The sequence below is a fragment of the Roseibaca calidilacus genome, from assembly GCF_001517585.1.
In the GTDB taxonomy this organism is placed as follows: Bacteria; Pseudomonadota; Alphaproteobacteria; order Rhodobacterales; family Rhodobacteraceae; genus Roseinatronobacter; species Roseinatronobacter calidilacus.
This window is the reverse complement of sequence record NZ_FBYC01000004.1, coordinates 596305-618671: the sequence shown is the minus strand read 5'-3', so window position 1 is coordinate 618671 and position 22367 is coordinate 596305. Positions and strand designations below refer to the sequence as shown.

19 protein-coding genes and 1 other annotated feature are annotated in these 22367 nt (G+C 59.9%); of the genes, 6 read left to right on the top strand and 13 right to left on the bottom strand.

The genetic code is table 11. The features are described from left to right. Positions 1 to 11 precede the first annotated feature (11 nt). The 5 genes from cydB to AWT76_RS06480 all read right to left on the bottom strand — a co-directional run bounded on the left by cydB (position 12) and on the right by AWT76_RS06480 (position 7976). On the bottom strand, positions 12 to 1163 hold the full coding sequence (cydB, locus tag AWT76_RS06500) for a cytochrome d ubiquinol oxidase subunit II (protein WP_072245627.1): 1152 nt from the start codon (positions 1161 to 1163) through the stop codon (positions 12 to 14). Positions 1164 to 1168: 5 nt separating this feature from the next. Beyond that, positions 1169 to 2779 (bottom strand): cytochrome ubiquinol oxidase subunit I, encoded by a 1611-nt coding sequence (locus AWT76_RS06495; protein ID WP_072245626.1) that lies wholly within the window; start codon positions 2777 to 2779, stop codon positions 1169 to 1171. Positions 2780 to 2890: 111 nt separating this feature from the next. Continuing rightward, positions 2891 to 4531: an amino acid ABC transporter ATP-binding/permease protein gene (locus AWT76_RS06490; protein WP_072245625.1), complete on the bottom strand. Its 1641-nt coding sequence runs from the start codon at positions 4529 to 4531 to the stop codon at positions 2891 to 2893. Continuing rightward, positions 4528 to 6186, bottom strand: a complete 1659-nt coding sequence (locus tag AWT76_RS06485) for an ABC transporter ATP-binding protein/permease (RefSeq protein ID WP_082700131.1) — start codon at positions 6184 to 6186, stop codon at positions 4528 to 4530. The genes AWT76_RS06490 and AWT76_RS06485 overlap by 4 nt, the downstream gene beginning before the upstream one ends. A 558-nt stretch (positions 6187 to 6744) precedes the next feature. Continuing rightward, a protein-coding gene (locus AWT76_RS06480; protein WP_141655899.1) for an IS3 family transposase occupies positions 6745 to 7976 on the bottom strand; the annotation gives its coding sequence in 2 pieces (ribosomal slippage) (positions 6745 to 7682 and positions 7682 to 7976; 1233 coding nt in all). Further along, positions 7573 to 7689, bottom strand: a sequence feature (AL1L pseudoknot). It overlaps the preceding gene by 117 nt. Positions 7977 to 8099: 123 nt before the next feature. Here AWT76_RS06480 and AWT76_RS06470 point away from each other — a divergent pair. The 3 genes from AWT76_RS06470 (at position 8100) to AWT76_RS16915 (ending at position 11036) form a co-directional block, all read left to right on the top strand. Further along, positions 8100 to 9044, top strand: a complete 945-nt coding sequence (locus AWT76_RS06470; protein WP_072245622.1) for a DUF7146 domain-containing protein — start codon at positions 8100 to 8102, stop codon at positions 9042 to 9044. A gap of 210 nt (positions 9045 to 9254) precedes the next feature. Next, positions 9255 to 10481, top strand: coding sequence for an IS256 family transposase (locus AWT76_RS06465; protein WP_072245621.1), 1227 nt, complete (start codon positions 9255 to 9257; stop codon positions 10479 to 10481). A gap of 51 nt (positions 10482 to 10532) precedes the next feature. Next, positions 10533 to 11036, top strand: a complete 504-nt coding sequence (locus AWT76_RS16915) for a terminase small subunit (protein WP_082700130.1) — start codon at positions 10533 to 10535, stop codon at positions 11034 to 11036. Between the two features lie 27 nt (positions 11037 to 11063). On the opposite strand, the gene AWT76_RS06455 is transcribed toward AWT76_RS16915, so the two are convergent. Continuing rightward, the gene (locus AWT76_RS06455) at positions 11064 to 11735 is read right to left on the bottom strand and encodes a response regulator transcription factor (protein ID WP_072245619.1); all 672 of its coding nucleotides are present in this window, start codon (positions 11733 to 11735) and stop codon (positions 11064 to 11066) included. 566 nt (positions 11736 to 12301) lie between these two features. Between AWT76_RS06455 and AWT76_RS06445 the strand changes: the two genes are divergently transcribed. The 3 genes from AWT76_RS06445 to AWT76_RS06435 are packed head-to-tail and all read left to right on the top strand — an operon-like array spanning position 12302 to position 13348. Beyond that, positions 12302 to 12730 (top strand): ProQ/FINO family protein, encoded by a 429-nt coding sequence (locus tag AWT76_RS06445; RefSeq protein ID WP_072245618.1) that lies wholly within the window; start codon positions 12302 to 12304, stop codon positions 12728 to 12730. 28 nt (positions 12731 to 12758) lie between these two features. Further along, positions 12759 to 13049, top strand: a complete 291-nt coding sequence (locus tag AWT76_RS06440) for a type II toxin-antitoxin system CcdA family antitoxin (protein ID WP_245638784.1) — start codon at positions 12759 to 12761, stop codon at positions 13047 to 13049. After that, positions 13049 to 13348: a CcdB family protein gene (locus AWT76_RS06435; RefSeq protein WP_072245617.1), complete on the top strand. Its 300-nt coding sequence runs from the start codon at positions 13049 to 13051 to the stop codon at positions 13346 to 13348. The genes AWT76_RS06440 and AWT76_RS06435 overlap by 1 nt, the downstream gene beginning before the upstream one ends. 49 nt (positions 13349 to 13397) lie before the next feature. Here AWT76_RS06435 and AWT76_RS06430 read toward each other — a convergent pair whose 3' ends face one another. The 7 genes from AWT76_RS06430 to AWT76_RS06400 form a co-directional block, all read right to left on the bottom strand. Next, complete coding sequence (locus AWT76_RS06430; RefSeq protein WP_072245616.1) at positions 13398 to 14075, bottom strand: hypothetical protein; 678 nt, start codon at positions 14073 to 14075, stop codon at positions 13398 to 13400. An 81-nt stretch (positions 14076 to 14156) separates the two neighbouring features. Continuing rightward, complete coding sequence (locus AWT76_RS06425; RefSeq protein ID WP_072245615.1) at positions 14157 to 15884, bottom strand: PAS domain-containing sensor histidine kinase; 1728 nt, start codon at positions 15882 to 15884, stop codon at positions 14157 to 14159. A 94-nt stretch (positions 15885 to 15978) separates the two neighbouring features. Further along, positions 15979 to 17286: an HlyD family type I secretion periplasmic adaptor subunit gene (locus tag AWT76_RS06420; RefSeq protein WP_072245614.1), complete on the bottom strand. Its 1308-nt coding sequence runs from the start codon at positions 17284 to 17286 to the stop codon at positions 15979 to 15981. A 10-nt stretch (positions 17287 to 17296) separates the two neighbouring features. After that, the gene (locus AWT76_RS06415; RefSeq protein WP_245638783.1) at positions 17297 to 19534 is read right to left on the bottom strand and encodes a type I secretion system permease/ATPase; all 2238 of its coding nucleotides are present in this window, start codon (positions 19532 to 19534) and stop codon (positions 17297 to 17299) included. 117 nt (positions 19535 to 19651) lie between these two features. After that, positions 19652 to 21022, bottom strand: a complete 1371-nt coding sequence (locus AWT76_RS06410; protein WP_176699353.1) for a TolC family protein — start codon at positions 21020 to 21022, stop codon at positions 19652 to 19654. Between the two features lie 86 nt (positions 21023 to 21108). Then, positions 21109 to 21885: a SapC family protein gene (locus tag AWT76_RS06405; protein WP_072245612.1), complete on the bottom strand. Its 777-nt coding sequence runs from the start codon at positions 21883 to 21885 to the stop codon at positions 21109 to 21111. Between the two features lie 3 nt (positions 21886 to 21888). Next, positions 21889 to 22203 carry a hypothetical protein gene (locus AWT76_RS06400; protein WP_072245611.1) on the bottom strand — a complete coding sequence of 105 codons (315 nt, stop codon included), beginning with the start codon at positions 22201 to 22203 and terminating at the stop codon, positions 21889 to 21891. Positions 22204 to 22367 lie beyond the last annotated feature (164 nt).

The following is a 22367-nucleotide window of genomic DNA, read 5'->3' as shown; positions in this document are numbered from 1 at the left end:
GTCGGTTCCTTTCAGTAAGCGTTCTTATTGGCGATCATCTCGTCTTCGTCGACCTTGCCCCACAGCACTTTATAGACCCATGCCGTGTACATCAGGATCAGCGGCATGAAGATGACCGTGCAGACCAGCATTATGAACAGCGTCAGGTGCGACGAGGACGCGTCCCAGACCGTCAGCGACGATTTCGGGTCGATGGATGACGGCATGATGAAGGGGAACATTGTCAGCCCGACCGAGGAAATGACCCCGGTAATCCCCAGTTTCGACCACAGAAGGGCCGACACCTCGCCGCCACGGGCCAGCCCACGCACGGCCAAGGCCATGCCAATGAACCCCATGACCGGTGCGATCATTGCCCATGGCCGCACGTTATAAGCATTCAGCCATGACCCTTCGCGCACCACTTCTGACATCAGCGGGTTCGAGGGACCATCGGTCACGACCTGCCCGACCATCTGAAAGCCGGTGATGCCAAAGGCCAGCCAAAGCCCGGCCAGCGCGTAGCCCGCAATCGCCACGACCCCGGCCCAAAAGCCGATGCGACGGGCGCGCGCCAAGATATCGGGGGATTCGACCTTCACGGCCAGCCAAGTTGCGCCATGCGCAACCAGCATGGACAGCGACACCACACCAGCCAGCAGCGCGAACGGGTGCAGAAGCTGAAAGAACGTCCCTTCATATAGCGAGAAAAGGTTCTCGGTCAGCCGGAAGGGCGCGCCCAGCAACACATTGCCCACGGCCACGCCGAACAGCAGCGCAGGCACCGCGCCGCCAATGAACAGCGCCCAGTCCCAACCGCTGCGCCACCGCGCCGAGGGCCGCTTGGAGCGATACTTGAACCCGACAGGTCGCAGGATCAGCGCGGCCAGAACCACGAACATCGCCAAGTAAAAGCCAGAGAAGCTGACCGCATAAAGCGGCGGCCATGCGGCGAAAATCGCGCCGCCACCCAGAATGAACCACACTTGGTTGCCTTCCCAGACCGGGCCGACGGTGTTGATGACCACGCGGCGCTCTGTGTCGGTTTTCGCCACAAAAGGCAGCAAAGCGCCCACGCCCATGTCGAACCCGTCGGTCAGCGCAAAGCCGATCAGCAGCACGCCCAGCAGCAGCCACCAGATCAGGCGCAGGGTTTCGTAGTCGATAAGTTGGTGAAGGATCATCTGAGTTACTCCGCAGGCGTGCCAAGGGGCACATTGCCGTCATGGGTGCGCAGCCGGTGGGCATGGCGCGCCATGGCGATTTCGGTTTCTTCTACGTCCTGCTCTGGCCCTTTGCGGATATATTTCAGCATCAGGGACATTTCGATCACCAGCAGGATCGTGTAGAACACCATGAAGCCGGCAAGCGTCAGCGCGACAGAGGTCATCGACAGGTTGCTGACCGACATGGCCGTGGGCAAAATGCCATCCACAGTCCAAGGCTGGCGGCCGAACTCGGCCACGAACCAGCCCATTTCAGCAGCGATCCACGGCGTTGGGATGGCAAACACTGCCCCCCAAAGCGCCCAGCGCGGATAGTCGCGGCGGCCGAAATTGCTGCGGATGAAGAAGAACAACATCACCCCGATGAACGCGAAACCAAGCGCGACCATGATGCGGAACGCCCAAAACAGCGGCCAGACAGTCGGCACGGTGTCATCCGCGGCTTGCAGGATTTGCGCTTCGGTCGCGTTGCGCGGATCGTCGATGTATTTCAGCAGCAAAAAGGCATAGCCAAGGTCCGCGCCATGCGTCTCGAACGTGTCGAGCACGGGTTGCGCGGTCGCGTCGCGGTCTTCGCGAATGGTCATCAGCGCGTCATAGGCAACAATGCCAGAGCGAATACGATCCTGCGCTTCAAGAACCAGATCGTTGATGCCCGGAATTTCCTTGGTCAGTGACCGCGTGGCGATCAGGCCCATCGCATAGGGAATTTCGATCGAATAATGGTTTTCGCGCGCTTCCTGATCGGGCAGGCCGACAAGGGTGAAGGACGCAGGCGCTTCATGGGTTTCCCACATGCCTTCCATCGCGGCCAGTTTCATGCGCTGGGTATGCGTGGCGCTGTAGCCGGATTCGTCGCCCAGCAGCACGACCGAAAACGCAGCGGCCAGACCGAAGCTGGAGGCCACGGCAATTGACCGGCGCGCCAGTTCAACATGACGGCCCTTCAGCAGGTACCACGCCGACACGCCCAGCACGAAGACAGATGCGGTCACATAGCCCGCGCTGACAGTATGCACGAATTTCGCCTGCGCGACCTCGTTGAACAGAACGGCGAAAAAGTCCGTCATTTCCATGCGCATGGTCATGGGGTTGAATTCGGCGCCCACGGGGTTTTGCATCCAGCCATTGGCGATCAAAATCCACAGCGCCGAGAAGTTCGAGCCGAGTGCCACCAGCCAGCCCACAACAAGGTGTTGCACCTTGCTGAGTTTATCCCAACCGAAGAACCACAGGCCCACGAAAGTCGCTTCCAGGAAAAACGCCATCAGCCCTTCAATGGCCAAGGGCGCGCCAAACACGTCGCCCACGTAATGGCTGTAATAGCTCCAGTTCATGCCGAACTGGAATTCCATGGTGATGCCGGTGGCAACGCCAAGGACAAAGTTGATCCCGAATAGCGTGCCCCAGAACTTGGTCATCTGCCGCCAGATCACGCGCCCGGTCATAACATAGACCGTTTCCATGATCGCAATCAGCAGCGACAGACCAAGCGTGAGCGGCACGAACAGGAAGTGATACATGGCCGTCATCGCAAATTGCAGGCGCGACAGCTCGACAATCCCGAATTCCATATCTTTTGCTCCACTAAATCAGGGGAATCCCCCCGGTCATGCGCAGAGCAATGCGTCTTTAACCATGCTGTGACATTGATCCATGTCAATAAGTCGTAATCTTGTTACCAGTTATCCCAGCGCAATGATGCGGTCTGCTGTCGCAGCCTCGCGCGGGTGGTGGCTGGCCAGAACGATCATGGCGTCCGGCAGATAGGCGCGCAGCCCGGCCAGAACCATCTTGGCGGTGGCATCGTCCAGACCTTCGGTCGGCTCGTCCAGCAACAGCAATGCAGGGCGGCGCAGCAGCGCGCGGGCCAGTGTCAAGCGCCTCGCCTCGCCTCCTGACAGCCCTTCACCCCTTGGGCCAAGCATCATACCCAAACCCCCGCGCCCCCGGATCAGGCGGCCAAGGGCAACCGCGTCCAGCACGGCCCACAGGTCTGCATCCGTTGCGCCGGGTTGTGCAAGACGCAGCGCATCGCCCACAGTGCCTGCCATCAGCGCGCTGCGCTGGGGCAGATAGGTGACGGCCTCGCGCAGCGGGTGTTCGCCCCATTCCGACACCGGCAGCGCACCAAGGCGGAGTGTTCCATCCAGAACCGGCACCAGCCCGGCAATCGCCTGCAACACCGTAGACTTGCCGCAACCGCTTGGCCCGGTCAGTGCAAGGGTATCGCCGGGACGGGCCGAAAAGGACAGCCGCCGGACAATGGCATGCGCCGTGCCCGGACGCGCGATCGTGACATCTTGGGCGATCAGCGCATCGGGGCTGGCCGATTGGCCTGACGCAACCACCGGCGAGAGCATGACGCCGCGGCGCACCCGGCGCGCGGCCTCTGTCATGCGGCCCAGATCAGCAATTGCCCGGCGCAAGGGCGCAACCGTTTCCGCCAGCCCCAGCATAGTGAAAAAGCCCAGCGCCGCGATGGCCGGCGCAATCACCCCGTGGGTGACAAAGAGCGCCCCGATCCATAGCGCACCGCCCGCCATTAGCGTGGCCAGCACCGCTTGCGCAGCACCGGCGCGGCGCTCGACCCGGTCAAGCGCGCAGCGCAGCGCCGCTTGGCGCGCTTCGGCGGCTTGTGCGAAATCGGCCTGCGCGCGCAAGCGGCCATAGGCGGTCAACGTGTCGCGGCTGCGGACCATGTCGATCATGCGCGCGCGCAGGGCCTGTGTCGCGGCCTCTGCCTGTCGCGACAGTGGCACGGCCCGGCGGCTGGCTGTGACCAGTATCAACACGCTACCGACCAGCCACCCTGTAAGGGAAAACAACGCCACCGGCAGGCCGACCAGCCACCATAGCAGCCCAAAGGCAAGCATATGCGTGGCAAGCGCAGCAACAAACGGCAGCACCAACCGCAAAGAAACACCATCCAGCGCGTCGATATCCGCCGTAAGCCGCGCCAAGGCCTGCGGCCCGCGCAAGTGACCAAGCTGCGTGAACGGGGCCGCAAGCACCCGGCGCAAGACGCGCAGCCGCAGGCTTTCGAGCGCGCGCAAGGTGGCGTCATGGCTCAGCATCCGCTCACCATAGCGCGCGGCTGTGCGCCCAAGCGCAAGGAAGCGGATCGCGGCAGAGGGGCGGAACACGTCGAACACGGCCCCCATACCGATCAGACCGGCAGCGGACGCAGCGGTGATGAACCAGCCCGACACCCCAAGCAATGCCGCCCCCATCGCAAGGACCGCAAAGCTAAGCACCGCACCGCGCAGAAGCGCTTTGCGTTGGTCTTGCAGAACAATCCGAAAGATGAACCAAAGCGCGCTCATACGGCCGCCCCCAGCGTAATGATACGGTCCATGCACCGGGCCAGCCGCATGTCATGCGTCGCCACGATCAGCGTGGCGCCGCGTGCGGATTCTGACAGCAAGGCTTGGGCGATCAGATCCGCGGTTGCCGCATCCAGATCGGCGGTTGGTTCGTCAGCCAAAATGACATCCGGTTGGGAAAAGACCGCGCGCGCCAGCAAGACGCGGCGCGCTTCACCGCCCGACAGCCCCGCGCCGGTTTCCCCAAGGCGCGTGTTCAACCCTTGTGGCAGCGCCGCCAAGACGGGCTCTAGGGCGGCCTCTTGCACAGCGCGCGGCATGTCACCGGCCTCTGGGCGGCCCATGTCGATATTGCGGCGCAGGCTGGCATTCAGAAAATGTGGGGTTTGCGGCATCCAGCCAAGGCGACTGCGCCACGCATCCGCGGTGGTATCGTCCAGCTTGTGCCCTGCGACCGTGACATCTGCGCCGGGCAGGTGCTGCAACCCGGCCAGCAGGCGCAATGCTGTGGTCTTGCCTGCGCCACTGGGGCCGACAAGGGCAACCGCTTCGCCGGGCCGAATATCAATCTGCGGCAAGCACCCACCACCGGGCAATGCCAGCGCGCCCATGTGCAGGCTTGCTGCGCCACGCAGCGGGTCTGCCACCTGCCCTGCCCCCAATCGCAGGTCCTGCGTGGCCTGCCGCCAGTGTTCCACCTCGTCTGCCACGGCATCGGCGGCGGCCTTGTCATGCCACGCGCTGGCAAGATCGCGCAGTGGTTGGAAGAATTCGGGCGCCAATAGAAGCAAGAAAATACCGGCAGCCGGTGAAAGCTGCGCCCCCCATGACCCGAAAGTCACAACATCCAGCAAGGAAAACCCGACGAATACCGCGACCAGCGCCACCCCAAGGGCAGAGAACAGCTCCAGCACGGTCGATGACATGAAGGCCACGGCAAGAACCGCCATGGTCCGGCGGCGCAGATCATCGGCCTTTGCGGCAAAGCCGGTCTGCACGGGTAATGTGGCCCCCAAGGCCCGGATATCGGGCAAGGCTGACAGACGTTCCACCAGCAAATCATTCATATCGCCGATTTCTGTCAATTGGCGCGCGCTGGCCTCTTTCGCGGCCCAGCCGACCAATGCCATGAAGACCGGGATGAGCGGTCCGGCAACCAAAAGCACCAGCCCAACCGCCCAAGCCTGCCAGAACGACAACAGCAAGATTACTGGTGGCACCAGCAGAACCCGCATCCGGGCAGGCTGATAGCGGGTGATATATGGGATCAGCAAGTCCAGCTTGGTGCTGACCAAAGCACCCACCGCCCCCGGCCCGCCGAAGGCGCCTGTGCGCGCGCGGGTGGTTTCGGTGTGGATAATCTCGGTGCGCAATCGGCTGACAAGGCCGCGTGCGGCTGTTTGCAACAGCCCGTCTGCCTGTGCCCCAATCCAGGCGCGCAGCAAGCCCAGCGCCACGAACCCGGCCAATGCAGCGAAAGGTGCGGATGCGTCAGGCTGCAACAGGCCCGACAGGAACCATGCCACGCAAGCCGCCTGCATAGGCCAGATCAGGGCGGAGGCGGCAGATAGCCAACTCGCTCGCAGGACAATTGGGCGAACGCTGTGTTCGAGCCGCCCCAATGCGGTTTCGGCTGCGGGTTTCGATTTGCGCATAATGGCCCTCTTGAAGTGGTATCAAACATTCCAGTTATGCCATTTTGCCCCAGAGGGATTTGACCCAGATCATATCGGTTGCGCCAAATTGCAGGCGCCTATCCGGCCAAACGATCACACCTGTCTGCCGCGCTTTGCACCATGCGCCACGGTGAAGGGCCGCGAATGAAATGTCCGCGCATTTCATTCGCGCCTCAGGCGATGGCACGCCGCAGGCTACAAACTCTTCAGTTCCCACCCAAACGCGGCAACGAGTACGAGCGCACAAGACTATGCCCCGTCTGATTTATTTAAGATCATGCATCTTAACAGAAATTTTGGCGGATGGGGTGTCCGTTCAACCTGAAATTTTCTTCATAAATATCATTTACCTTTGCAAAAAATCTATGCCCTAGTTGTGCAGCGTGATGTGCAGCAAATGGAGACCGCCGTGAATGCCCAGATGGAACTGATCGCCACCAACGACAAAGGCCCGCTTACCATGTCGTCGCGGGAAATCGCCAAGCTCTGCGAAAAGTGAACCGCCCCGGGTTTACCGGAGGTTTTTTTGTTCAAAATTTACGCGACTTTTTCAAGGTTGTTCATGCTTGCATAGAATTGCTCCTCTACTTCTTGGGGCGGTTTGTGGCCAATTGCGCTGTGCAACCTTTCGGTATTGTACCAGCTCACCCATTGCAGGGTTTCCCACTCGACCTGGCTCATTGATTTCCACGGGCCAAGAAAGTTGATCACCTCAGTCTTGAACAGGCCAATTGTGCTTTCGGCGAGAGCATTGTCATAGCTGTCACCGACGCTTCCAACCGAGGTATCGATGCCCGCGTCCGCCAACCTTTCGGTATACCGGATGGATAAATATTGGCTGCCCCGATCCGAGTGGTGGATAAGGCCATCGCTTTCCGCAGGACATCTTTGGCAGACCGCCTGGTTCAATGCATCGAGGACGAAGCTTGTTGTCATAGAGGTGGACACTCGCCAACCTACGATTTTGCGGGCGAAGACATCGATGATAAAAGCAACATAGACCATGCCCCGCCAAGTCGATACGTAGGTAAAGTCGGACACCCAGAGCTGATTGGGGAATGCCGCTTTGAACTGCCGGTTGACCTTGTCATCTGGGCACGGCTGGGCGGGGTCAGGGATCGTCGTCTTCTTCTTGCCGCGGGTAACCCCATGTAATCCTGAGATTTGCATCAAGCGCTCGACTGTGCAGCGGGCGATGTCTTGCTTGTCGCGGCGAAGCTGATGCCAAACCTTGCGTGCCCCGTAACGCCCTCTGCTTTTCTTGTGGACCTGCTTTATCTTAACCAAATCGTGGGCATCCTGCTTGGCCCGGTTGCAGGCCAAGTCAGGATTGCGGGCAATCGCGGCACGCGCATAGAAGGTAGATGGGGCAATCTGCAGTACACGGCAGATCGGCTCGACCCCGAACACCTCTCGGTGATCTGCGATGAAAGCGGTCATTTGCGAAATGGGCGGTCGAGCTCCGCCTGGGCAAAATATGCCGACGCCTTCTTCAAAATCTCATTTGCTTGGCGCAGTTCGCGGTTCTCTCGTTCGAGTTCCTTGATGCGTGCCTTCTCTTCGCTGCTGGGACCAGAGCGCTCACCAGCATCCCGGGCCGCCTGCACGTGCCACGCTCGTAAAGTGTCTGGCGAACAGCCAAGCTTTGGCGCAATCACACAATATGCCGCGTTATCGCTGCTGTAATCAGGCCGCTGATCGCGGAAAAGCCGAACCGCACGTTCGCGGAATTCGGCGGTGTATCTCGGGGTTTGCTTCTTCTTGTCCATGGGGGCCATCTTCTGAGAGTTTTACCCTCCGGTAAACCCGGGGCGGTTCACGCCCGAGATCAGGAACTTTCTAAAAGCCAAGGACATTCGCTACGCCAAATCCAAGCGCAGAAGGGCAAAGTGATGTTTCACCAGAAAACAACACAGGTGGCCAAGGGTAAATGGAAAGGCATCCTCATGGCCCTTGGGATGCCAGATCATTTCTTGAGTTGCAAACATGGCCCCTGCCCTTTGTGCGGTGGAACCAATCGGTTCCGTTGGGACAATCAGGATGGCCGTGGCACCTATATCTGTAATCAATGCGGGGCCGGTGATGGTATGACGCTCGCCTGCGCATTCACTGACAAGCCGTTTGCAGAAGTCGCTCCTCACATCGACCGCATCCTGGGAAATGTGAAACCCGATACCCAATCACAGCCTGATGTAACCCCTGAAAAAATCCAAAACGCGCTCAGAGCGCTTTACAAGCAAAGCCAGCCCGTAAGACAAGGTGACGTCGTTGATCGATATTTGGCAGCGCGCAATTTAGACGAACTCATCTACCCTAAAGCCCTGCGCTATGCCGAAAATCTGCGCGACGGCGAGGGTGGTGTTCACCCTTGCATGATCGCGCTAGTAGGACGCTATGGCGAACGGAAGTTTGACACGATTCATCGCACGTTTCTCAAACGGGATGGTTCTGGAAAGGCAGAGATTGAGTCACCCCGCAAGCTTATGCCCGGCACAGTGCCCGAGGGCGCCAGCGTCATGCTATCGGATTGGACCGAAAGTGGCCCGCTAGGCATCGCCGAGGGCATCGAAACCGCAATGGCCGCATCCGCGATCTTCGACATGCCCGTCTGGGCCGCGCTCAACAGTTCGATGATGAAGAAATGGCTACCACCTCCGGGCTGCGCAGAGATCGTGATCTATGGCGACAATGACACCAACTTCACGGGACAGGCCGCTGCGTATCAACTTGCAAACCGCTTGGCCGTGAAAGGCTACCCGGTCGGACCTATCCAGTTTCCAAGCCGCCCCGGTGATGATTGGGCAGACGAATACCTGCGCAATTCAATAAGCCGCTAGGCCACCAAACCGATGCAAAAACACCCGCCGAGATGGAACAGAGCAACTAATGTTGTGGAGCGCCCGATGAAAAAACTGACCAACCGACAGAAACGCTTCGTGCATGAATAGGTCGTGTCTCGGAGTTGGTGGAAATTCGAGGGCGGCGTAATCTCCGGGTGAACTGACACCCACCCAACCGGCGGCTGCAACCGCCAGGGAGATCACGCCATGAACCAGATTACCGACACTGCGAGCTTTGCGCTACTGGCCCATGAGGCCGGGTTTGACCCGATCGAGGATCGGTTGCGGGCGAACGTCCGTGCGACCATCGAAGCCGTGTTCGAGGAGGAGCTTGCCAGCTTCCTCGGCCGTCTTCGCTATGACCTGGGCGATGGAGGCACGAAAGGGTATCGCCACGGGCACCGAGAACGGCAACTCACCGGCACCTTCGGGACTGAGACGGTCATCGTGCCTCGCGCCCGCGTTGCAGATGAGACAGGCAAGGTAACGGAGTGGCGGTCGAAAGCGCTGCCCCGATACCAGCGGCTGACGAAGAAGGCCGAGGCCCTCATCGCAGCGGTCTATCTCGCAGGTACGAACACCCGGCGCGTCAAGCGAGCGCTGTTCGGGCTGTTCGAGGGTGCCGTCAGCAAGGACGTGGTCAGCCGTGCCTGGCGCAAGGTGAAGGTCGACTGGGACGCCTGGTCCGCGCGTAACTTGGCCGACGAGGATATCGTCCGGCTGATCCTCGATGGCACCGTGATCAAGACCCGGCTGGACCGGAAAGCCACGAACATCTCGGTGCTGGCCGCAATCGGGGTGCGCCGCGATGGTCAGAAGGTGCTGCTTTCCATCAGGAATATGGGCGGGGAGAGCAAGGCCGCATGGCGGCAGTTCCTCGATGACCTCGATGCACGGGGCTTGAAGCGGCCCGAATTCGTGATCGTCGACGGCGCCCCGGGACTGGAGGCCACCCTCGTGGCGCTGTGGGGCGAGGACCTGCCGATCCAGCGCTGCACGGTTCACAAGCATCGCAACCTCCTGGCCCATGCCCCGAAGCACCTCCACGACGAGTTGACCGAGGACTACCGCGACATGATCTATGCCGACACCGCGGCCGAGATTGAGACGCGCCGAAAGGCCTTCCTGCGCAAATGGCGGCTAAAGTGCCGTGCGGTCGCTGACAGTCTGGAGGAAGCCGGAGATCGGCTCTTCACCTTCACCCGCCTCGACCCGTCACAATGGAAATCGGCCCGGACCACCAACGCCATCGAGCGCCTGAACGGGGAATTCCGCCGCCGCATCAAGACCCAGACCGTGCTGCCCTGCGCAGAGACCGTGCCCATGCTGCTCTGGGCGCTGCTCGCCTCCGGCCAGATCCAGATGCGCAAGGTCGATGGCTGGGAAACCTTGTCTCAGCCCCTCGAACCCATGCCTCTTGACCTCGCCGCCTGAGAAACCGAAAGATCACATGCCCGGAGATGGCCGCCAGGAAATTTCCACAGCATTCGCGACACGACCCATGAATACTTACTCGACCTCAATGCGACACAGGCTGCCACCCGCGCAGGATACAGCAAACGTACGGCTCAAGCGCAATCGTCTCGCCTGTTATCAAATGTGATGATCAAAGCCGAAATCGCGCGCCTGCGCAGGGAAGCGGAGATCCGCACCAAGGTAGATTTGGATCGGATCCTCGAAGAATACGCGCGTTTTGCATTTGCTGGTTTGTCAAAGTTCATCCGCATCGATCAACAAGGTCAACCGATCCTCGACCTGTCGCGTTGCGGGCCTGAAGAACTCGACCTTCTTGCCGAGCTGCGAGTCGATGGCGATGGCCGAATTCGACGGATCAAAATTAAGCAGCTGGATAAGCTGAAAGCTCTTGAAGCGCTAGGGAAGCATCTCGGGCTTGGTGAAAATGCAGGAAACGCACCACCGCTGCTGCCCGCTCTGGCGGAACACCGCCCGGCACCCGCAGCACCAGATCGTCCCCGATCTCGATCGTGATGACGCCGCTGGTCCGGGGGGATTACCCTATCGCCGTGCTTTGATCCCGAACTTTTGTGCTTCTAAAACGGCTTGAACTTTCGAATTCACTCCCAGTTTTTGGAACAGAGCCCGACTATATGAATGGATCGTTGATAGCTGAAGACCCATTTCATGAGCACATTTTGCGTAACTGAGCCCTTGGGAAATGCGCTCAAGTAACTCGATCTCTCTCTTGGAGAGCTTTTCACTAGGATCATGTGTCGACTGCTTGATCCCAACAATGTCGTTTATGATGTCTCCGATAATTGCAGGGCTGATCGGGCTTCTACCGCCAAGTATGTGTTCAATATTGATGGCCAATTCTGCCGAAGTCGCATCCTTCGAAACATATCCATTTGCGCCTGCGCGCAACGCGCTGACCAAGGATTTTCTGGAGATATGTGTAGTTACCACTAGGATCGGCGTCATGGGAAAGTGCGCACGAATTTTTTCAATCACTACGCTTCCACTGGTGTCTGGTAAACCAAGGTCAACTAGCGCAACGTCAAGATCCCCCGAAAAGTTCGAGATGAAATGAGTCGCGTCATACCCGCGGCTAAACGTTTGAACTCTCCAGAGGCTTCTTATCTGATCAAGCGCGTTTTGAAGACATTGTTGGAACTCATATTCGTCTTCGACAATCAACGCGCAGCGTGGTTTTGGGTTTTCAACAGCCATCAGCTTGTAGACCCCTCTAGATATTCCTTCGTCGACACCTTCCAGATAGCGTGTCCACACGCGGGACAACAATCACGTAGCATTCAATTACGCAGAAATTTCCAGAGGATTTTAGATATATTGCAACCACTCTATTGCTACGCCAGAATGTCAACCGCGGAGTAAAATTGGGCTGTTGATTGTCACTGAGAACTGACCCGGTTTTGTCACCGAGGTTTGCCCCACCCAGCGGTTATGTTTTGTGTAAGCGCAATGCCGATCCCCTCCTGCCATATCTTGCTTGATTCAGCCATTCTGTGCGCATGCGCGTGACGGAGGGTGTGGATTTTGGAAATAGACGGCAAAATGGGCGTCCATTTGGACGGCTCGAAAGGCGTTGGAATTTCGCGGCAGGAAGTGATCGAGGGTCCAAGTGGTCGGCGGCGGCGCACGAAGGCGGAGCGGGCGCGGATCGCGGCGGAGAGCATGATGCCGGGTGTGATGGTAAACCCGGGGCGGTTCAGTCTCAAAAGACAGCGCACTCCACGAACGCCACTCAGCCCATGTAATATGGTAAGACAACACTTATGACCAATCCTCTGCAACTCCGCCAATTCGACCCCGAGTTCCTGGCCAATTTCCAGAAAGGGCTGGCCGATTTCTTGGGCCTCGACGGCACCGATGCCTTGCCCCCGATCTTCAAACTGCCCGTGGCCGTAGCGCTGACCGACGATGCGACCCAGCAACTCTGCCAACGCCACGGCATCGCAGTCCACGATGAGCGCGCCAAGCATGTGGCAGCAGCCATCGAGCGCTACAAGCGCCGGGTGCAGTACCATTACGCCATGCTCAAGGGCGAGGCAAAATACGACCTCGACATGCAACGCGCCGGTGAAATCACGGACCGCGAGCGCGACGACTGGCAGCGGCGCTTTGATCACCTCAAGCATCAGCAGAAGATCGGCAACCGCAAGGCGCAGATGACCGCCGTCCAGCGGCAGTTCTCGCGGGTGTGAGGCTCTGCGCACATAAGGCACATCAAACATGCGCATGATTGACGCGCACCACAACATGCGTTACGATTTAGTGATTTGGAGGCCCAACATGAATGCTCAGCCGAAAAAAGCGACCAATCTTACCCTCGACGCATCTCTGATCGAAGAGGCCCGCACGCTGGACGTGAACCTGTCCCGTGCGGCGGAAGAGGGGCTCCGAGTGGCTGTTCGCCAAGCGCGTGCAGACCGCTGGCGCGCCGAAAATGCAGAGGCTCTTGCCTCTTCGAATGCTTGGGTTGAACAGCACGGGCTGCCACTTGCGCGGTACCGAGCATTCTAATGGCGCAATACGACGTTTTCCAGAACCCGGACGGTTCTGGGTATCTCCTAGATGTTCAAAGCGATCTGCTTGGCGAGCTGTCAACCAGATTGGTCATCCCTCTGTTACCTGCGTCTCAAGCGCCAAAACCAGCGACACGCCTCAATCCAATTATGCGTATCGGTGACGAGCCGCATATCATGGTGACGCAATTCATGGCTGCCGTTCCCGAAAGGCTTCTGACGTCGCATGTAACAAGAGCGGCCGCGATGCGCGATGATATTACGGCAGCCATCGATATGCTCACTCATGGGTTTTAGCAAAAGGCGGCCCTACACGTTACCACATAACGCTTTCCGCAACCCCAGCTCAATTCAGCACCCGCCCCTGCCCGAGGTTCTCGCTGACATCACCGGCGTCCTGCACCCAGTCGGGGAAGGCCTTCAGCGGCCAATCGGCCTTGCGGTAGTGATCGGCGAGCCCATCGAGCACAGCGCGGGCGTTGCGGTGGGACATGTAAAACCGCGCCGTCACCCTAGAATCGTCGCTGAAACTCACCATCACGCCGCCGGGCCGTGGCCCAAGCTGGATCATTGTGCAGAGCCATCGTGCCTGTCCGGGAGCGTTCCGAACTTTGGGGGCTTGGGAAGATGCGCCGCCCCCTCTTTCGGCTGAGGCCTCAGCGCGTGCCAAGCGAAGTCGCTGCTGCGCCATGCCGTGCAGCGTCGCGGCCACTGCTGGCGGCGGCAGTTTGGGAGGAGATGCCGGCGATCGCTCTTGCCCATTCTCTGCCAAGAATCCTTCCTTCTCGACCAACCCTGCGGCCAGTTCGCGGTCCAAATCCTGCGCCAGGGCCGCCACCAGCTTGTTGGTCAAGCGTTGCGTGAGCCAGATACCTTCGATGCTGCCAGCCTTGTCAGTGGCGTCAATCCGCAGGCGGTCCTCCATCGCATCAAAGCGCAGCGTGAAGGTCTCGATCACAAACAAGCGGCGCGTTGCCTTGCGCGCCGCGACGGTCGTGCCACTTGTGGCAGGCTCATGTGCCATTGGCATGCCCCCGCTTCACATGCGTCACACCATGCAAAGCGTGAAACGGCCTGCCGATATTGTACGTGACGCCCAAAGCACTCACCCCTGCTCCAGATGCAGCGTGATCGATGTGCCGCTGCTGTCGCTTGCAATGTCAAGCTGCCAGCCCCGCTGTTCAGCCCTTGCGCGCATGTTGTTCAGGCCCCGTCCAGTAGACGCCTGCGCCAGATCGAAGCCTTTGCCGTCGTCACTCACCTCGATAATCGACCTGCCTTTCTCAACGCGAACGGCTGTCGAGATGACGCTGGCACCTGCGTGGCGCAGGGCATTTGAGACCGCCTCCTGTACGATACGTGCGGCTTGCAACATATCTCGGGGTGGCAGATGAATGTCACCCGCCGCCTCGATATCCCACTCCAAGGTAATGGGCAGAGATCGGGTCCGCGCGTCTAACCGCTCCGATAATGCCGACAACACACTCCACAGATTTTCTCCCTCGGCATCGAGACTGTCGATGAGAAGCCGCAAGTCAGCCAGACAATCATCGATGATTTCAACGGCCTGCTCGACAGGAACGGCGCCACGGCGCAGACGCAGCTTACCTATGGCCAATTGGTTGCCAAACCCGTCATGAATATCTTTCAAGAACGCTTCACGCTCTGCGGCACGAGCTTTCGCGCTCGCGATTTGTACAAGGTCCCGGTTTGCCCGACGCAAAGCCTGTTCGCTAACCTTCTGGCTGGTGATGTCCTGGATCACCCCCTCCCAGATCCATGTCCCGTCCTCCTTCTGCCTCGGGATGGATTCCGCGACGACCCAGCGGAGCTGCCCTTTGACAAGTAAGCGTGTTTCTTCCCTGAACGGCAGTCGGCGGACAAAGGCATGCGCATTTTTCTGGACAAAGTCATCGTAATCATCAGGGTGCACACAAGCGAAGGCCCGAAGGGGATCGGCGCGCACTTCTGCTTCCTCAAGCCCGGTAATCTCCAAGAACCTTCGGCTCATGAAGCCCAAATATGCCAGATCATCACCCGGCTTCAGAACCATCGTGTAGGTGCCGACCCGAATATTTTCGGTGATTTCATAGGCGGTGCGCTCAAGCGCGAGCTGCGTATCGTAAAGCTCACCGCGCAGCTCTCGGTTTTCCGCGGCCGAACGCCCACGCTCTTCCATCTCGGCGGTGACGTCAAAAATCACACCCGATAGCGCCGTGGGCACACCGGCTTCATCTCTCTCACTGATCCCGGCATGCACACGCAGCCAGACCCAGGAGCCGTCTTCGAGCTGACGACGATAAAGAAGCGTGTAATGATCCACCTCACCGCGCTCCAATGCCTGCACCTGCGCACGCACTTTGGAGGCATCGTCAGGATGCACCTTTGCGAGCCAATCATCGCTCGGCAGGTTGGTCTCGCCGTTATCATGTTTGGCAAACCGGGCCCACCGGCTGCCAAATTGTGACTGCCCACTGTGCATGTCGCGGCGCCAGGTATAGGCTTGGGCCGCGTCTAGAACGCTCTCAAAGCGATCCTGCGGCGCCTTTACGTCGGTCAGGTCCTGCAAAACACCCATCCAGATCCTCTTGAGATCGCCGCTTGGCGGCGGAGAAAGATCAAGCCGGACGGATTTGACCTCACGCGCGACCACCAGCCGCCCCTCCCAAGTCACAGGCTGCAGCTGGAACGCTGCGTTTCTGAGAAGATCGGCAAAAAACGCGCGGTCCTCTGGATGGACAACACTGGGAAACAGCCTCGACAACGCCGGCATGTTGTCTGAATGCGTCTGCAGAATATCCAGCAATGCCTGGCTGGCGTGCACAAAATCCATGCCGCCCAGCCTGTCTATACGACAGCTGAACATCCCAACCGGAACCTGAATGGGGGCGCTTTCACAAAACCTCATCTTTTCAGACTACCCTATTTTAGTCCCTCAGCGCCAATTCCTGCACACGCGCGATCGGCTGCCAGATATATTCAAGCACGGTCCGCTTGCCTGACAGCACATCGACAGTGGCGGTCATACCAGGGATGAAGGTGACGGCCTCACCTGTCTCCAAGATCAACTCGCCCTCGATGGCCACATCGACAAGGTAGTGGCTCATTCCACCGTTCTGTTCATCAACCACCGCGTCTGGACTGATCCGGATCACCCGCCCATCGACGGTGCCGTATTTGGCCGAGTCATAGGCAGACAGACGGATGCGCACCGCATCATCCACGCGAATACGCGAAATATCCTGCGGCGCGATTTTCGCCTCGATCACCAGCGCCTCGCCGGTCGGCACCAATTCGAGGATCACATCACCCGTGTTCACAAAGCCTCCCGGCGTCCGGAAGTTCAGCTGATTGACGATCCCTTCCATCGGCGCGCGGATCACAGTACGGCTGACACGTTGTTCCAGCCGAGGTAAAGATTCCGCCAATTCGCTTTGTTCGGCGACCACGGTGTTCAGCTCATCCATGGCGCGCAGGCGATAGTTGGCGCGCGCGTTTTCGATCTCGGTTTCCAGTTCCACCATGCCCGAGCGGGCTTGATCGATGCTGACAGCCGCCCGGTCACGTTCGCCGCGGGCCTGTTCCAACTGGCGCTGCAACTCCAAAAGCCGGGTTGCCGGCGCGATATTATCCCGCACCAGCGGCTCGACCACGGCAATCTCTTCTTCCAGAAAGCCCGCCGTGCGCTCTGCCGTGCCCACGGTGGTTTCTGCCGAGCGCAGATCTTGAATGCGCTGCTGAAGGCGCTGTTCCAGCACCGCCAATTGCCCGGCCAGTTCTGCACGACGGGCCGCGAACAGGCTCTGCTCGGTCAAGGCCACCATGGGCGAGCGGGCATTGAGTTCGGCGAGGACGATAAATTCCGTGCCATCAATCTCGGCCCTCAGGCGCAGCTCCTTGATGTCTAGGCCCGCAAGGCGTTGTGCGACACGGTTCAATTCGCTGCTTGCATCCACAGGATCGATCTCGAAAAGCACCTCACCTTCGGCTACTGTGCTGTTCTCGGACACGAAGCGGCGCAGGATCACGCCGCCCTCTGACGCTTGCACCATCTGGTTCTGGACGGACGAGACAATCCGCCCTTCCCCGCGTGTCACGTTATCCAACTCAGCCCAAGACGCCCAGATCAGAGCCAGCCCAAGAAGCGTGGCAATCGTGATCATGATCAACGAGCCGCCAAGCCCTTCCCGGCCCGCCATGTCGCGCGACAGGCGCTTGAAATCCACATCAGCCATGATCGTCCCCTTACCGAGCCTGTGCCCGGAGCTTGTCCGGGGTTGTGTCCGCCACAACCGTGCCCTGATCCATGACCAGCACCCGGTCAGCGAGTTCCAAGAGCGTATTGCGGTGGGTGACCATGATCAGCGTCCTGTCCCCGGCCCAGTCCTTCAGGCGCCCGATCACCGCCTTTTCGGTGGCCGTGTCCATTGAGCTGGTCGGCTCATCGAGGATCAGCAGGTTCGGGTTGTGCAGAAGCGCGCGCGCGAGGTTGATCGATTGGCGCTGCCCGCCCGACAGCCCCTCGCCGCGTTCTCTGAGCTCCAAATCATAGCCCTGCGGGTGGCTTGCCACGAAATCATCCACGCCCGAGACCTTGGCGATGTTCAGAATATGGGCGTCATCATATTCGTAAAAGCCCATCTGCAAGTTCTCCTTGACCGAGCCCGAGAAGAGCCAAGTCTCCTGCAGCATGACCCCGATGTTGCGGCGCACGTCGGATTTGTCGATCTGGCGCAGATCTACCCCGTCGATCAACACCGCGCCCTCGCTGGGCTCGATCAGCCCCGAGATCAGCCGCGACATAGTGGATTTGCCCGATCCCATCCGGCCCAGGATTGCCACCTTTTGGCCGGCCGGTATCTTGAGCGAGAGATTGTTCAAAATCGGGCTGTTGGCACCGGGGAAGGTGTAGCTCACACCCTTGAGCTCGACGTTTCCCGCCAAATGTGGGCGGCTGAGACGCGCGCGCACATCCTCAACCTCACCCTCGGCCGGGTTCATCACCGCCGAGAGCGAGCGATAGGCCTCACGCGCGCCATTGGCCCGCGACATGGCCGAGGCCAGTTGCGACAGCGGCGCCAGTGTCCGCCCACCAAGGATCACGGCTGCGATCATCGCCCCCATGGTGATGGTGCCATCCTGAATAAGAAACACACCGTAGAAGATCGTGGCGATCTGCGCGAGTTGCTGCACAGACGCCGCCGAGTTGATCGCGAAGTTCGACAACATCCGGCTTTTGAGGCCCAGATCGGATTGCGCGTCCGATGCCTCCTCAAACCGGCGGCGCATCAGGCGGCCCGAGCCCGTGGCTTGCACCGTCTCAAGCCCGTTGAGGGTTTCCACCAGCACCGATTGCTTGGACATGTTGCTTTGCATCGAGCCTTGGGTGATGCGGGCAAGGAAGGGTTGAATGCCAAGGCCTGCGGCCAAAACAAGCGGCACCGCGATCAGCGGCACCAAGGCCAGCGGCCCTGCAATCAGCGAGATCACCCAGATGAAAAAGAAGATAAAGGGCAGATCCACGATGGCGATCAAAGTGGCCGAGGTGAAAAACTCGCGCAGCGTGTCGAACTCGCGCACGATCGTGGCCATGGCCCCGGATTTTTGCCGCCGACTGTCGAGCTTCATCGACAGGATCTTATCGAAGATCAGCCTCGACATGCGCGCATCGGCCCGCTTGCCAGCCTTGTCGACAAATTGCGCGCGCAGCGTCTTGATGATGAAGTCAAAGCCAAGTGCGATCAGCACGCCGATGGTCAGCGCGATGAGCGACTCGATGGCCTCATTTGGCACCACGCGGTCATAAACGACCATGATGAAAAGCGAGGTCGAGAGGCCAAGGAAATTCGTCAGCGCGGCGGCAAGGATAACCTGTCCATAAAGCCCCCTGCCCTGCGCCAGCGAGCCCCAGAACCAGTCATTCTTGCCCTTGGGTTTGGAGGCCGAATGAACCTTGCGGGCTAAGATGAAGAAAGGTTGAAGATGCTCCGACAACTCTGCCGCCGGCAGCTCCTCCACGAGGGGCTCCTCCTCACCCTGAAAGTGTAGAACCTTGGCGATACCGTCTTCGGTGATCTCTGCAATCACCACTGCGGCGCCGTTTTGAGCAAAAGCGATGGCTGGGCAATGACCAGCCTCCAGCGTGCTCACAGGCATCTCACCATAATTTGCTTCAAAGCCCACATGACGCAGCGCCGATACAGCCGACGTGGGATCGAACGTCTCACTCGTCAGTTCTGGCAGATCCCGGACTGCGCCCGCAGAAAACGCGATGCCGCTCAGCGACAAGATATGCTGTACAGCAAGGATCAGCGGGGTCTCGGTGTCAATGCCGGGCTCTGCATCGGGGTTGGCCGCATCATCGGTCTTAACGTCCAGATCAGTGCCATCGTCTTCATGCCCCTGCTCCGCGGCCTCACCCGTGCCTGAGACCAGCACCTCCTGGTCTACATTCCGCTCGCGCGGGCGGGTCTCCGCGTGCACGTCTTCGCCAGCGGGCTGATCAGCGCTCTGCGGGTCCAATCTATCGTCTGCTCCGATGCGCCCTAATATGAGCACATCTTTCTTGTCATCTGCCGCCATAATCCGGGGCGTCCTTTCTTATTGATCTTGGCTGGCCAGAGTGCGCGCCTCACGCTCCTCTGCCGGCTGTTCTGTCGGCAGGCCGATCCGGCGGCCCAGCTCGCCCGTGCGCGCCGCAATGGTCAGCAAAAGCATCTGCCGCTCTGCCCGCATCGCGATCTGGCGATCCTGGGCGCGGTAATTCTCGACCTCCGCCTCGACCAGCTGGCGCAGGGTCGATTGGCCGGTGGTGATCTGGGACCGGGATGTTTCGGCCTCCGATGCACTCAGACGGATCTGTTCAGCCACCAGTGGCATTGAACGCTCGATCCCGGACAGTCGCGTCACGGCGGCTGCAAGCTCCGCTTCCAGTGCGGCCTGCTCTTGGCGCAGCTGGTCTTCCACAGCCGCCCGGCGTGCAATCGCCGCCTCCAGCTGGTGCACCCTACGTCGGCCATCAAAAAAGCTATAGTCAAAGCCCAACCCAAAATTGCCACTGGCCGGGTCTTCGGTGTCCATCGGCGTACGCAGACCCGTCTGCAGGCGGATACGCGGTCGGAACGCGGCTTCTGCCTCTTCAACCCCATGACGCGCGGCAATCAAACCCGCCGCACGCGCCTCAAGACTCGGGGCGTTTTGCCAAGCGTCCGCCTCAGCACGCGCCACCGCTGGCGTGACAATCTCGGCGGGTCGGCTCAACCGCCCCGGTGGTTGCCGGAAATGCTGACGAAAGCGCACCTGTGCATCCGCCAGATCGGCTTGCAGCCGGGTTTCCTCAAGCTGGACATCCACAATCTGACGGCGTGCACTATCCAATGCTGCACGATCGACAAACCCATCGGCCGCCATACGCTCCATCTGACCGACCATGCTCTCCATCTCCGACGTGCGGAAACGCAAAAGTTGGACGCGCTCGTCAAATTGCCAGACATCAATCCAGGCCCGCGCCACTTCCAAGGCCAGCGCATTGGCCTGTGACATCCGCTCGGCCCGCGCGCCAAGCGCCTCAGCTGTCGCGCGGTTGATCGCGGCCGTGCTTTCACCCCCATCATAGAGCAGCTGGCTGAGGCTGATCCCGCCAGACAAGCCGGTGACCTCATCCCCCTCCGAGTCAAACTCCTGAAGACCGCCCAGATTGGCATCTGCACTTAGCTGCGGCTTGCGCACGCTTTCGGCAACGCCCACCTGGCTTAATGCTTCGCGTTCTTGCGCAAAGGCCGCACGGTAGCCCGCATTTGTCTCAACTGCACGGGCCACGGCGGATGCAAACCCTTCTGAGAGTGCAACAGGCGCTCCCGCCTCAGCTGAGGCGACCGCAAGCTCGGCCGAGAGCGCCGCAGACATTTCTGTCACGGCCATCGGCGTGCCGGTGCAGCCCGCCAGCGTCAGCGCCAGCCCTGAAGCCGTCACAGCCAGTCGCCAGCGCTGTCCCAGTCGCGGGGAATGTTCTGTTTTGCACGCGAGAGCCGCGCGCGCTGTCATTGTCTCTGTCCTGCTCATAGCTCGGCGTCTCCCAAGTCTTCTGCAATCGCCGCCAAGATGTCGGCGGCCTGTTCTATTTTTTCCGGTTGGCGTGGGGCGGCGATCCCCGGCGCCACGATGGCCTTTGCCAGCGCCTTGAAGCGCTCCGCATGGTGCAAACTGTCGAGATGCGCATGAAGCCAACGCAGGCTACCGCTGCGATAGAGCTCCAACACCAGCGCCTCGTCCAGCGCTTCAAAAAGCCCCGCATCTATTGCGTAAAGTCCGGTTAGCGCGCGCTCGGGATGCGGCGTCTCGATCCCCGGCACCTCCCAGGGGGTGAGTACCTCGGCCGTCTCCAGCCGTTCCAGAACACGATGCGCGGCTCCAATACCGGTCTGTACCGTCTTCAAGAACGTCTGCGTCTGCTGAAGCCAGGGTGCCAGGTCGCCGTCCTTGTAAAACGGCTGCGCACCTTCGGCGGCAAGCGGTTCCAGCTGGTAACCCTCCCACAGAGCTAGCTCCCCTGCCCCGGTCAGTTTGAACGGATAGACCCTGAGCAGCGCCGGCACAAAGCTCGCGCGCCACTTGCCCTCGCGCGAGACAAAGACATTCACCCCCTCGATCGGGCCCATCACCGCGACCGCCTGCCAGCGATCCTCCGCCTTGCGAAACACCACCGGAAGCATCTGGGCCACGCGCGCAAACTCGGCCGTGGCCAGGGGCACAAGCGTCACATCGCCCGCAAAGCCAAATCCCGCCGCAGGACGCCATCCAAGATAAGAATGGGTTGTTGGCGAGATCACGGCCATAGCTCAAACGGCCTCCGCGATCTTTATTGCGATATACTCAAACCGGTTCTTCGCACGCTTTTTAAGGCTCAGGGTGACCAATCCTTTTTCATAAGCCTTACGTGCAGCCACGCGATGCGCTCCGGCACAATGCTCTCCAATGTGATAGATGATCCGCTCGCCCACGGCGCAATTCAGCAAGGCGTCATCAAAAGCCCCTCCGCGCTCACCCGATACATCGATGATGTCGCGTAGACCGGCTTTTTCCTTCGGACGTGCAAGACCATCCGACACAGCCGAAATCCGTCTGGCAGACGCGGTTTTGGCTTCTTCGCCCATTACGCTCCCCATCTCGCGCGCCCCGCGGTTAGGGTAATTGAGAGAGCTTGTAACTTGCCGCTCAAAGCTTTTTGAATCATGATCCGCTCCTCCATGATTGACTTGATCGGGTTTTTGAAAAGCAACGGGCGCCACCGTGGTTCCGGCGACGCCCGTTTATGTGC